Origin of the sequence: Proteus genomosp. 6 (assembly GCF_040139785.1) — a bacterium.
Lineage (GTDB): Bacteria > Pseudomonadota > Gammaproteobacteria > Enterobacterales > Enterobacteriaceae > Proteus.
Map to the genome: position 1 here is coordinate 151,356 of NZ_JBEEVJ010000010.1, position 13,330 is coordinate 164,685.

The following is a 13,330-nucleotide window of genomic DNA, read 5'->3' on the forward strand; positions in this document are numbered from 1 at the left end:
CTTAATAAACAATAAATTACAAAAAATAGAATAAAAAAAATAACAATTAAGCCTTTAAATGTAAAAGTGTAATTTTTTGAAGAAAAAAAACTATTAACTAATCTAATTTGTAGATTTTTTGACTACTTTTCTTGTGGTGTTCTAAAGCTTAACCAAGAATAAATTAGATTAAAAAAGACAACGGCTGCGGTGAAATAAAAAACAGCTCTAAATCCATAGCTTGCAGCGACAAAAGCCCCCATTAACGGTCCCGTAACATTTCCAACATCTCTTAGTGCTTGGTTATAGCTGAAAATTCGACCCGCAATAGCAGGGGTAATGTTATAAAGAATAAGCGTTTGTACCGCAGGTAACATGGCTGCGTTGACCGCACCAAGTAAAAAACGTAGCGCGCCAAGTTCCCAATAACTACTGACCAGTGCCATTGGAATTAACATAAAAATAGAGAGTCCGAGGGTAAAAAGAAGGACTTTATCAGGACCAATTCGGTCACCTAATTTACCAAAACGAGGTGCGCTAATAAGTGCAGCAATACCAGGTACAGAGGCGACAACACCACTGATAAAGGCAAGGTTGCTAACTGAACCTGTTAATTCACGAATATAAAGTGTCAAAATAGGCGTAACGGAGCCTGTTGCTACTTGAATGATCATCGTAGTGAAAAATAGGCATACAACGAGTCTTTTATTTTTAAGTGATGAGAATACTTGTTTGGTGGTCAGTGCGTCTTTTTTAGAAACAGGTGTAAAGTTTTCACTGACAAAAAAGAGGGTGACTAAAAAGCAAATAAATAAAACGGCAGAAGTAATAAAGAAGACAGGACGTAAACCATAGAGATCGGCAAGCATACCGCCAATTAAAGGACCTATTAATGCGCCACTCACTGCACCTGTTGAAAGTGTTCCTAATGCCCAGCCGCTTTTTTTAACTGGAACCTGAGTGGCAATTAACGCATTTGCATTCGGAACAAAGCCACCTAATATACCCAGCAAGGCTCGCAATACTAATAATTGCCATATATTTTGAGCAAACCCAATTAATACCATCACAATCGCCATACCAAGGGCAGAACGTAACAGCATTAATTTTCGACCTTTTCTATCTGATAATTTCCCCCAAAAAGGTGCTGCAATGGCAGAAAAAAGGAAAGTAATACTAAATGCAACACCTGTCCAAAGATTAAGCTCTTCGTGATCGGTTATACCCAGTTCTTCTACATATAAAGGAAGAAAGGGCATGATCAAACTAAAACCAGCGCCAGTTAAAAAACAGCCAAACCAGACAATATAGAGATTACGTTTCCAAGAGTTATTTCGGGGCTTGAGATCCATGTTACTCCTTTAGCCGAGAACGAGAGAGTAAACCAAGAAAATAGGCTGACAATAACCGTAGCGATGTTGGGCGTGGCAACAACGAGTCGGTTTTCTTATTTTATGATGAATAAGAATATAGCCATGATACAGAATAAGTGCGATAGGTCTTGCTCTTATAATGTGTTTTGCAGGAGTTTACAGCTTATGCTGTTATTGATTTTATTATTGTTATTTCAGTGTATTGCAATATAACAAAGTGGCTGTTTTATTTCAAAACAGCCACTTTGTCGTTAGTGTACTTTCTTTATTTCGTTATATAAGGAAGCGTCACCTTCTGGGCGAGTTTTAAAGCGACGATGTAACCACATATATTGGTCTGGCGCGCGTAAAATCTCTTGTTCAACGACTTTATTCATCGCTCTCGCGGTATTTTCCTCATTATCAGTAGGAAAATCAGCAACAGGTGGCGATATAATTAATTCATAACCCTTGCCTTCAGGTAAGCGTTTTGGGGTAAATGGAATTAATGCGGGCTTGCTCGTTTTTGCCAGAATATAAGTTCCCGTTGTTGTTGCCGCTTTATCAACTGCAAACAAAGGCACAAAAACACTTTTACGAGGACCATAATCATGGTCAGGTGCATACCAAATAATTTCACCTGCTTTTAAACTACGGATCATGCCTTTGACATCTTTTCTGTCAATCATAAATTTATTAGAACGTAATCGACCCCATGTTTGTAGCCAGTCCATAACGGGATTATCGTTAGGGCGATAAACACCAACGCCAGGATTACAAATACCAAAAATCCTAGCACCAAGCTCTAGTGTCAGAAAATGGATCCCAATAAGTAAGATCCCTTGTCCTGAGCCTTTAACCTTTTTGATATTTTCAAGCCCACTGACTTTAAACCAACGTTTGACACGCCACTCTGGCCAAAACCACGCCATACCCGTTTCGAATAATCCCATACCAACAGATTCAAAATTTTTATTAACTAAGGCTTCTCGTTCACTTTTTGGCATCTGTGGAAAACAGAGTTCAAGATTACGTTCCGCTATTTGGACACGTTTTTTTAAAAAAACTTTTGAAAAACGGCCTAGGCGCGTACCTAGCCAATAAATGACAGGATAAGGAAGGAGAACCAGAATATAGAGTAATCCGATCCCGAACCAAGTCAGCCAATATTTAGGATGCAAAAATGATTTTTTAAATGGAGGTGACTTTATCATAAGCCTATCTATTTACTATTTTTCCAATGAATATCTTATATTGTGACACTTTTTATCGCAGATAAGAAATTTTGTCATAAATTAGGTGAAATTATTTCGATACCTTGTAATGCCGTCACCAATTCGGCAATATTTTTAGCTGCCATTTTGTCCATCACTTTTGCTCGATGAACTTCGACAGTTCTTATTGAAACACAAGCAACTTCCGCAATTTCTCGGTTCATTAATCCTTGAATAACATAATAGGCAATGTCTTTTTCTCTTGGGGTTAATGAAGCATAACGGCGACGAATATCATGTGCGGTAAAACGCGTATTGGTTTCAAGAAATGCTGCATCTAAAGCAGATAACAACGCATTGCTATCAACGGGTTTTTGTAGAAAGTCGATAGCTCCTTTTTTGATCTCTTCAACTGCCATGGGGATATCGCCATGACCAGTTAAAAAAATCACAGAAAGGGTGCTGTGCTTATCAATTAAATGCTGGTGGACTTGCCTGCCATCGGGTTTTGGCATTCTCATATCTAACAATACAACACCTTGCTGATAGAGATTGACATTGTTGATAAAGAACTCGCTATCATTCCAGACATGGGCTGAATAACCTAAGCTTTCTAATAAAAACTGACAAGCATCAGTGACAGCAAGATCATCATCAACAAGATGAATTGTTGGCATTTTTTCTCCGTTATTTATTTTTGTTAGGGAAAATAAGTGTGATTTTTATTCCAACTTTATTTTGTTCATTCTTTTGGTTTTCAATATGAATATCAGCACCTTGAGAAAGCAATAAACGTTGGCAAATCACCAAACCTAACCCAAGTCCTTCCGTTTTTGTTGTTTGGAATGGGGAAAAGGGCTGTTCAAGTTGGCTGTGGCTCATTCCACCTGCATCATCTTCAATGACTATAAGTAACCTATCAGGAGCCTTATGGGTGCTAATTTTTAGTTCGTTAGCGCCAGCTTGGAGACTGTTGGTGATTAAATTCGATAAAATTTGCTCTAATAATGTTTCGGGTAAACACAGGGTATCATGTTCATCAATATGGGTGATCAGTGAAACCTGTGGGTATTTGTCTTCTACGCGTAAAAGCTTCCAAATATGTTGGATACACTCTGCAATACTTTGATGAGAAAGCAAAATGGTATCAGTATTAGGTGTTTGTTTTCCAACCCATAAGCGTAGATTTCTAATGATATCAGCGCCGCGTTGCGCCTGCTTATCTATTTGTTGCAATGCAGGTAGCAATGGGTGCGATTCATTCTCTCTTTTGAGGCGAATAACGCTCCCTTGCGCATAGCTTTTAATAGCAGAAAGTGGCTGATTAAGCTCATGAGCAAATCCTGATGCCATTTCTCCCAATATATTTAAGCGTTGAGCGTGTTCTAACTCTTCCTTTTGCTGTCTTAATCGATTGTGAGCGTGTTCCAGTTGGCGACTACGACGCCTAACTAAATAGCTGATCCAGACTTGGTTTAGGATGAGAAAAAGGATAGCCGCCAATGAAAGACCAATAATAAATTGGTGTTGAATAGCCCAACTTTGCGCATCTTGCCAAAGCTGTCTTTGGCGAGGATGTTGGTTGACTTCCCTTAATAGCTTTTCAACTTGTGTATGTGAAGCAGGGGCTCCCCATTTCATCGGTTTACTATCATCGGTGAGTAAAACGCGAGTGACTTTATCAACAAGTTCATCAGGTACGGTATCTAGTGCTGCGAATGACCAATTAGGGTAGAGCGGTGTACTGGTTAAACATGGCGTATTGGTTTGATAGGAAATCAAGGGGCGGTAATCACTTTTACGAATAAGCCCTTCGCTATCCATATTTTCCAGTAAACAGACGGGAATAATTGCCGCATTAATATCCTCATCTCGTAATAGATAAAGTAAAGCATCCGCCGGAAAACCCGTGAAACGCAATGTGAAATCTTTATCAGGATCAATTCCGTCTTCTCGTAGCGCTTTGTAACCTAAAAGATAGCCGCCAAAGGCATCAGGGGCAATGGCGCCAACGCGTTTTCCGATTAATTCATGTGCAGAAGTAATCGGGCTATCGTTACGGACGAGAATTAGGCTACCAATGACATTTCGTGTCGTGTTATCAGGCTCATAGCCAGAACGTAAAGAGAGCAACCAGCGTAATGGAAATGCATTATCTAATTGAATAAATTGCGCAGGATTTGTGAGTAAGAAATCAACACTTTTCTTCGCAACTGCTAATTTCATCTCCTCCAGATTTAATGGCATTAACACAAAGTTTTCTGACGGAAATTGTTCATTTAATGTATCAACAAGTGGATGCCAGTGTCTTTGAGTGGACGCATCACCACGTAGTGCTAAAACACCGATTGTCCACTCTTTTGCTGTGGCTTGTAGAGGAAGTACAAAAAAGAGCAGCAATAACCCGATACTTACTGCGTTTCTTATCCCAATTGTCTGTTTTATCGTCATAAATATCTAATGTTAAATATTGTCTTGGATCAAGTTCGCACTTGGTATGTGGTAAACCACAATAGGTGTCATCTTCAGTAATTTTTACAATGCACTTATAACAAAACACATACTTTTTAATTTCTATTTCCTTCACTCATAGTGAGATTGTGTTATTGAGTGATGCTGGAGACAAATATGGATCTTGGAAAACGAAAATTTTTACAACAATTAGGGGTCCTTACTGCGGGTGCTTCACTGGTTCCTTTAGCTGAAGCCGGCATTAAATTATCACCTGAGCGTCGTGAGGGCTCGGAAGATAAACGCTACGGTATGCTGATTGATTTACGCCGTTGTGTAGGATGCCAGTCCTGTACTGTGAGCTGCAACATCGAAAATCAGACGCCTCAAGGACAATTTAGGACGACAGTAAACCAATATCAGGTTGCTATCAAGGGGCAAGAAGGGATAACCAACGTCTTACTGCCTAGATTGTGTAACCATTGTGATGAACCACCTTGTGTGCCAGTTTGTCCTGTTCAAGCGACTTTCCAACGTAAAGACGGCATTGTCGTCGTTGATAATGAACGTTGTGTCGGTTGTGCTTATTGTGTTCAAGCATGTCCTTATGACGCACGTTTTATTAATCACTCAACACAAACAGCAGATAAATGCACTTTCTGTGCACATCGCCTTGAAGTTGGATTATTGCCTGCGTGCGTTGAATCTTGTGTTGGCGGTGCTCGTATTATCGGCGATATGAAAGATCCTAATAGCACTATCAGCAAAATGCTACGTACACATGAAAAAGAGCTTAAAGTATTAAAACCAGAAAGCGGTACATTGCCACAAGTTTTCTATCTCGGCCTCGATGATGCATTTGTACAACCGTTAGCAGGTCAAGGACAACCCGCATTATGGCAGCAGGAGGTTCACTCATGATCCCGCAAATTTCTCAAATTCAAGAAGTCATCGCGATCCCTCAAGAATATTTTTGGTTACCTTGGGCTGTGCAATATTTCTTTTTTATCGGTATTGCTTGTAGTGCAACGCTTTATGCGTGCTGGCAGTGCTGGAAAGGCGGTGCAGGTAATCAACGTTTAGAAGCGGTTGCTGTCTTTATTGCGGTAACAGCTGGCATTACAGCACCTCTTGCTTTAACGGCAGATTTACACCAAACAGCACGCGTGTGGCACTTCTATGCTTATCCAACACCGTGGTCTTGGATGGCATGGGGATCACTATTACTGCCATTGTTCTCAGTATTTAGCATGCTTTACTTTGCTGCGATGGTCGTTCGTTTAGTCTGGAAGCGTGAATACAAATTAACTCGTTGGGTAGCATTAGCTTGCTCATTAACTGCGATTGGTTTGTTGTTATATACAGGTCGCGAAGCTTCTATCTTAAAAGCAAGACCTGTGTTGTATACCTACTGGTTACCAATACTGTTGTTCTTTAGTGCAATGCAAGTACTACCGACATTACTCGCATTAGGCACACGTCGTGAACCTGTACATCAGCGTGAATTAGCAATGTGGTTTGTGAGTTCACTGATGTTATTAGCAGTATGTACGGGCTTTTGGGTTGCAGGCGATACGATTTCAGGTCAGGCAATTAGAGAACAATTAGTAATGGGAAGCCTTGGCTGGTGGAGTGCCATGGGCGTTATCGCACTATGGGGTATCTCTGTTGCAATGGGACTTTTGATGGCAAAACAAGTACGTTCGGTTGCGTTTATTACCATCATGGCATTTGTATCAATGGGACTTGCGTGGGTATTACGTTGGTTGATGTTGATGGGTGCTCAATACATTCCAAAATATAACATAATTACAAACCCTTATGAGTTTACGCTAGGTAATGATGGATTGATGGCAATTGTTGGTACATTTGGATTGTGGATAGCGTTAACTATTTTATTTAGAGAAAGTATTCGTTGGGTTGTCAGGAGAGTGCAGCATGGCTAAGTTTACAAGACGTCAATGGCTTAAAGGTGGGTTAGTTATCGGTGGTATTGCCGCATTTGCTGCCAGCTACCGTGATGTTGCTAAACGTGCCATAGATGGTTTAGTTGATGGCACATCAGGTAAAGTGACACTTGATAGGATCAACGGAAACTCGTTATTACCTGAAGGTAAAGTTGTAAAAGACGCAAAATGGCAAGCGAATACAGATCAATCTGTTTGTATGACGCAATGCTTTGGTTGCTGGACACAATGCGGCGTTCGTGCCCGTGTTGATAGAGCCAATAATAAAGTTTTACGTATTGCAGGTAATCCTTATCACCCACTTTCTCATGATCATCATTTTGGCTATAACATGCCAATTAAAGAAGCATTTGAAAAAATGGGTGGTGAAAGTGGTTTAGAAAACCGCTCTACGGCGTGTGCTCGTGGTGCAACCATGATGGAAAGCCTTGATAGCCCAACACGTATCCTTGAGCCGATGAAACGCGTGGGTAAACGCGGTGAAGGTAAATGGAAACGCATTAGTTTTGAGCAGTTGATCCAAGAAATTGTTGAAGGTGGCGATCTCTTTGGTGAAGGCCATGTTGATGGCTTACGCGCCATTCGTGATTTAGAGACTTTAATCGATCCAAAGCAACCGGCTTTAGGCCCTAAAGCTAATCAATTATTAATGACAAATGCGGGTGATGATGGTCGAGATACGTTTATTCGTCGCTTTGCTCAAAACTCATTTGGTAGTAAAAACTTTGGTGCTCATGGCTCTTATTGTGGATTGGCGTACCGTGCTGGCTCTGGTGCGTTAATGAACGATTTAGATAAAAACGCCCACGTTAAGCCTGACTGGGATTACGTTGAATTTGCACTATTTTTAGGGACATCACCAGCACAATCAGGTAACCCATTTAAGCGTCAAGGTCGTCAGTTAGCTAACGCACGAATTCGTGATTCGTTTAACTATGTGGTTGTTGCACCTGCTTTACCTTTAACAACAACATTAGCTAACGATCATGGGCATTGGGTTCCAGTTCAACCGGGAACGGATGCCGCTTTAGTTATGGGGATGATCCGCTGGATCATTGAAAACAATCGCTACAATGCAGAATATCTGTCAGTACCAAGCGAAGTTTCAATGAAAAATATGGGGGAGAAGAGCTGGACGAATGCGACTCACCTTGTGATCAGTGATGAAAAACATCCTTTGTCAGGGCAAATGCTGACAACTGCACATTTTAATGATGTTGCAGAAGGGGAAGAGCAAACCTTGGTTTTATCACTTGAAGGTGAATTAGTTCCATCGACCCAAGTTAATAAAGCACAATTGTTTGCTACGCATACTGTGACATTAAAAACGGGTGCTACCGTTACGGTTAAATCAAGTTTCCAATTACTTGATGAAGCGGCTAAACGTATGACACTGGCAGAATATAGTGAGCGTTGTAAAGTACCAGAAACAACAATCGCTGCATTAGGTCGTGAATTTACCGCTTATGGACGAAAAGCGGCGGTTATCTCTCATGGCGGTATGATGGGCGGTAATGGTTTCTATACTGCATGGAGCGTGATTATGCTGAATGCGCTAATAGGTAACTTAAACCTTAAAGGTGGAGTATCTGTTGGTGGCGGTAAGTTTAATGGTGCAACCGATGGGCCATGTTACAAAATGGATAGCTTTAAAGGTAAAGTTAAACCAAAAGGCATGGTGTTATCACGCAGCAAAGCAGCCTATGAGAAATCTGATGAATACCGTGAGCGTATAGAGAAAGGGGGATCCCCATATCCAGCAAAAGCACCTTGGTATCCGTTTGCTGCTGGACAATTAACTGAGCAGCTAGGCTCTGCATTAGCAGGTTATCCTTATTCATTAAAAGCATGGATAACGAATATGACCAACCCTATTTATGGGATTGCGGGTATTCGCCAAGTGATGGAAGAGCGCTTGAAAGATCCGAAGCACCTACCTTTGATTATTGGTATTGATGCTTTTATGAATGAAACAACAGCGCTGGCAGATTATATTGTTCCTGATACGCATAACTTTGAGAGTTGGGGATTTAGTGCGCCTTGGTCTGGTGTTCAAACTAAAGCAAGTACAGCACGCTGGCCGATTGTTGAACCTCGTGTTGCAAAAACAGCTGATGGTCAGCCAATTTCAATGGAAGCATTCTGTATTGCTGTTGCAAAAGCCTTAGATTTGCCAGGCTTTGGTGAGAAAGCAATCGAAGATATGGAGGGTAACTTCTATCCAATCAATAGTGCAGAAGATTACTATTTACGCGTTGCCGCTAATATGGCGTTTATGGGGGAAAAACCTGTTGCCCCTGCAACCAATGAAGATATTTTATTAAGTGGTGTAGACCGTATTTTACCTGCGATAACATCAACATTAAAAAATGAAGAAGTTCTTCAAGTTGCCTATATCTATACACGAGGCGGTCGTTTTGCCCCTTATGACAAAGCGTGGAATGGTGAAGAAACTGGACCTCAGTGGAAAAAACCATTACAAATCTGGAATGAAGAAGTGGCTAAAAACCATCATGCAATAACAGGTGAACGTTATAGTGGTTGCCCGACTTATTATCCACCACGTTTATCGGATGGTAGTGATATTCATCAGCATTATCCTGAAGAGCAGTGGCCATTAAAATTAATGTCCTTTAAGTCTCATGTGGTGAGTAGTTCAACAGGCATGATCCAGCGTTTAAGAATGGTAAAACCGAGTAACTTAGTCGCAATTAATCCTCAAGATGGTAAAAAATGGGGGGTTAATCATGGTGATAAAGTTCGCATTGTTACACCCGGTGGACAAGTGGAAGCTGAGATTAGTTTACTTGATGGCGTAATGCCGGGCGTTTTAGCGATTGAACATGGATATGGGCATCAAGAGTTAGGCTCTCGTCAGCATTATTTAGATGAACAACCATTACCGATGGATAAAGGCATTGGCAACGGTATCAACCTTAATGATTTGGGGTTTGCTGATCCAACACGTCAAATCACTAATACATGGTTAGATTGGGTATCTGGTGCATCTGTGCGTCAAGGTTTACCAGCTAAGATTGAGCGCATAGCTTAATTATCGATTTTGTATTTTAAATAATCACTTCACTCTTTATTAAAAGAAGAGTGAAGTGATTGCATAACAAATCAGTTTTACTTTATCTTTTATAAGATAGAGCTATATCAGTTTAATTATTTTAATATCATATGTATCCTACATACATAATATTATAATAAATTTAAGGTGGTCAACACGCATATTAGCCACCTCATTTACAGGGAGTAATAATAGGAATTGGATTCCTTTTTTCTTCTGTTTGTTTTTTTTGATTGAAATGTAATAGGATTATTTCTCATATATGTATTTTAAAATATTATATATGAAAAATAATTCAATTCGATTTTTCACATTAATTTTTTCGGTAATATGCCTTTTGTGTGAATATACTGTACTACTACTAATGGATAGTTTTTTAGCAATTTGATGATTAGGTATTTCATTCATCCAATAATTAATAATTTTTTGTTCTTGTGAACTAAAAATAGAACATAATGAATGTTTATAGGTCGGAAAGTAAACTTGGCATCGAGAAGTGAACAAAGATGTCTTTTCAAGCACCCAAGGAAGTATCTTCTTCGGAAGGATAAAACAGTTATTTGTCAATGCGATAGGTCTTTCTTTGTCTGGGTAGTTAGCATCAATATAAAGATAAAGCCGACAGCTTCTTGTTGAAATAAAAAAAAGTTGCAAATGCGGGCAATGTGCTACTTCTCGACAATATCTTGTGAGATCAATAAATATAATATCTGGCATTGAGTGATTAATATAACTATTGGCTTCTTGTATAGATGATATGTCAATTATTTCATGTCTTAGATTTCTCTTCGAAAAATAATGTTTTATACCATTACGAGTAAAAAAACATTCATCAATAATTAATACTTTCACAAATAACTTCCTTGTTTGTAGCTGTTTTAATTTATTAAAATAAAGATAACCTTATTTTATGTCAATTCGGCTTATATATTATTTTTCTGAAGATATATCGAATAAAAAGGTTATGATTATTTTTTCATTAAATGAAAGTTGATTTATTAATATGGGCAATTATTTGCATGCAGTAAGAGCTGGTTTATATATTGATATAAATAATATGTGATAGAGGACTGTAGGGAGATAAAATGAGAACAGGAGTACCAAGTACTCCTGTTTTACGTTCGCTAACTTTTCTAGATCTTTTTATTAATGTTTGGTGTTGTCTGAAACAGAATCTTCAGATGATTCAATTTTATCAATGCCAGCTTGAAGAATATGAATCAACTGCTTAGCTATGTCTGTTGTGAGCCAAAGTGTCTTATCTACAACTGCATTTTCTGGATGATGTTCGTTTTCAGGAAGATAATGTAAACGCAACATCATGGCATCGTAGATGTCAACGGTACTGATGTCCCAGCCTACAACAGGATGTGTCTGAATAACTTCATTTTTTCTACTCATAATACCTCCTAATCATACAACCGGTTTTGACTAAGAGAGAAGCTCCCACACAAAGTGGTTACTTTTCAGTATACGAGATTTATCGTGATTAAAAAGATAAATTTTGGTTATAACAAAAAAATGTGTACTGGCTCTGATAAAAGAGTAATGCACCATTAACAGTCGAACAAATGTTATATGGTGCATTTTAGATAAATATCAAGGGGGAGAATTAATCGACAGTGATATCCCAATGAATATTTTCATTCGCTAAGAAAGGAATAAGCGCTTCATTACCACAAAGGATTTGTGCTGGAGCCTCAACAGTTTTTTCAGTTAATGTGATTGTTCCTTCATTAACGGGTAAACCATAAAAACGCGGACCATTTAGAGAACAGAAGGCTTCAAGGTGTTGTAATGCATTGAGTTCTTTAAATACGGTTGCGTAGGCTGCCAGTGCGGTTGGTGCATTAAATACCCCAGCACAACCACAAGATGATTCTTTGCGGTGCTGTAAGTGAGGTGCTGAATCTGTACCTAAGAAAAAGCGAGAGTTTCCTGATGCAACTGCTTCTCTTAGTGCTTCTTGGTGAACGTTGCGTTTAAGAATAGGCAAGCAATATAGGTGAGGTTTAACACCACCAACTAACATATGATTGCGGTTAAACATCAAATGTTGCGGAGTAATGGTAGCACCGAGAAATTCATTTCCTTCTAATACATACTGAGCGGCTTCTTTAGTTGTAATATGTTCAAAAACAATTTTTAGCTCAGGAAATTGCTTGCGTACAGGAGACATAACGCTATCGATGAAACGTGCTTCTCTATCAAAAATATCAATGCTTGAGGCGGTTACTTCGCCGTGGATCAGCAATGGCATTCCGATTTTTTCCATCACACTTAAGATTGGATAAATCTTTGTGATATCGGATACACCATGACTTGAGTTAGTTGTTGCATTCGCAGGATAAAGTTTACAAGCAGTAAAAACACCTTGTAAGAAACCTTGCTCTACTTCTGAAGGCAATGTGCTATCTGTTAAATAGCAAGTCATTAACGGTTCGAAGTTATCGCTGGCAGGAATAGCCGCTTTGATGCGATCACGGTAAGTGCGAGCCGCTTCAATCGTTGTAACAGGTGGAACAAGGTTTGGCATCACAATAGCTCTGCCAAAATAGCGACTGGTATAAGGAACAACGGTTTTTAGCATGTCATCATCACGAAAGTGAACATGCCAATCATCAGGACGGCGAATAGTGAGGGTGATAGGTTGTGCAGTGGTCATATACCGGCTCCGTGTGTCTTAGGAAAATCGAAAGATCAAGGATTGGATTGGACTAGATAGTCAAGCCGGAAACGAATGCTAATACGAAAACGATTAAATAGCTACCATTTAATCGTATTTTTTTATTATGTTTTTGAAATTATGTAAGGTGAAACAGAGAATAAAATCAAGAAGTTACGAGGGTGACACAAAAAGAAATGGCTCCTCCAACTGGACTCGAACCAGTGACATACGGATTAACAGTCCGCCGTTCTACCGACTGAACTATGGAGGAACATCATTAAGTGGCGTGTATCATATAGTGGGTGATTTGATATGTCAAAGGACAATCGACGATATTTGTTTAAGTGCATAGATAAACAACATATTGTGTGTTTCTAAAACAGATAATCTAATAATGAGGTGGTGAACTCGTTTAAATGGCTATTTTTTTCACACTGAAGACTAAAAATAAAGATAAAAAATAAAGAGATAACGTATTTGAGACCATGTTGGGCTCTGAAAAATAAAATAGATAGAAAAATGAGAAAGGTATTGATAATAGAGAAGGTGGAAAGCAAAAAGCCCGCACTGTAATAGCGCGGGCTTTTCTAAATTTGGCTCCTCCAACTGGACTTGAACCAGTGACA

Annotated in this window: 11 protein-coding genes and 1 tRNA gene; 3 read left to right on the plus strand and 9 right to left on the minus strand. The window is 39.3% G+C overall.

Features of this window, described 5'->3' with window-relative positions:
• Window positions 1-122 precede the first annotated feature (122 nt).
• From mdtG to ttrS, 4 genes are all read right to left on the minus strand, one after another.
• A complete protein-coding gene (mdtG, locus tag ABN212_RS13695; RefSeq protein WP_198619813.1) occupies window positions 123-1,331 on the minus strand; it encodes a multidrug efflux MFS transporter MdtG in 1,209 nt (402 codons plus the stop codon).
• A 272-nt stretch (window positions 1,332-1,603) separates the two neighbouring features.
• Complete coding sequence (locus ABN212_RS13700) at window positions 1,604-2,545, minus strand: Kdo(2)-lipid IV(A) acyltransferase (RefSeq protein WP_198619814.1); 942 nt, start codon at window positions 2,543-2,545, stop codon at window positions 1,604-1,606.
• Window positions 2,546-2,619: 74 nt separating this feature from the next.
• The gene (gene ttrR, locus ABN212_RS13705; protein ID WP_075673842.1) at window positions 2,620-3,222 is read right to left on the minus strand and encodes a tetrathionate respiration response regulator TtrR; all 603 of its coding nucleotides are present in this window, start codon (window positions 3,220-3,222) and stop codon (window positions 2,620-2,622) included.
• A 10-nt stretch (window positions 3,223-3,232) separates the two neighbouring features.
• Window positions 3,233-4,996 (minus strand): tetrathionate respiration histidine kinase TtrS, encoded by a 1,764-nt coding sequence (gene ttrS, locus ABN212_RS13710; protein WP_198630083.1) that lies wholly within the window; start codon window positions 4,994-4,996, stop codon window positions 3,233-3,235.
• Between the two features lie 177 nt (window positions 4,997-5,173).
• Here ttrS and ttrB point away from each other — a divergent pair, with 177 nt between their 5' ends.
• Genes ttrB through ttrA form a run of 3 tightly spaced genes read left to right on the plus strand, consistent with a single transcriptional unit; the run spans window position 5,174 to window position 10,015 of the window.
• On the plus strand, window positions 5,174-5,917 hold the full coding sequence (gene ttrB, locus ABN212_RS13715; RefSeq protein WP_072068548.1) for a tetrathionate reductase subunit TtrB: 744 nt from the start codon (window positions 5,174-5,176) through the stop codon (window positions 5,915-5,917).
• Window positions 5,914-6,942: a tetrathionate reductase subunit TtrC gene (gene ttrC, locus ABN212_RS13720; protein WP_198619816.1), complete on the plus strand. Its 1,029-nt coding sequence runs from the start codon at window positions 5,914-5,916 to the stop codon at window positions 6,940-6,942. Before ttrB ends, ttrC begins: the two co-directional genes overlap by 4 nt.
• Entirely contained in the window at window positions 6,935-10,015 is a 3,081-nt protein-coding gene (gene ttrA, locus ABN212_RS13725) for a tetrathionate reductase subunit TtrA (RefSeq protein WP_198619817.1), read from the plus strand. Before ttrC ends, ttrA begins: the two co-directional genes overlap by 8 nt.
• A 270-nt stretch (window positions 10,016-10,285) precedes the next feature.
• Here ttrA and ABN212_RS13730 read toward each other — a convergent pair whose 3' ends face one another.
• From ABN212_RS13730 to ABN212_RS13750, 5 genes are all read right to left on the minus strand, one after another.
• Window positions 10,286-10,888: a response regulator transcription factor gene (locus tag ABN212_RS13730; protein WP_198619818.1), complete on the minus strand. Its 603-nt coding sequence runs from the start codon at window positions 10,886-10,888 to the stop codon at window positions 10,286-10,288.
• A 294-nt stretch (window positions 10,889-11,182) separates the two neighbouring features.
• Window positions 11,183-11,437, minus strand: coding sequence for a biofilm formation regulator BssS (gene bssS, locus ABN212_RS13735; RefSeq protein WP_064720401.1), 255 nt, complete (start codon window positions 11,435-11,437; stop codon window positions 11,183-11,185).
• 211 nt (window positions 11,438-11,648) lie between these two features.
• Entirely contained in the window at window positions 11,649-12,701 is a 1,053-nt protein-coding gene (gene pyrC / locus ABN212_RS13740) for a dihydroorotase (RefSeq protein ID WP_198619819.1), read from the minus strand.
• Between the two features lie 198 nt (window positions 12,702-12,899).
• Window positions 12,900-12,975, minus strand: a tRNA-Asn gene (locus tag ABN212_RS13745).
• A 141-nt stretch (window positions 12,976-13,116) separates the two neighbouring features.
• The coding region (locus tag ABN212_RS13750) for a hypothetical protein (protein WP_349443315.1) at window positions 13,117-13,330 on the minus strand (214 nt) is incomplete at its 5' end.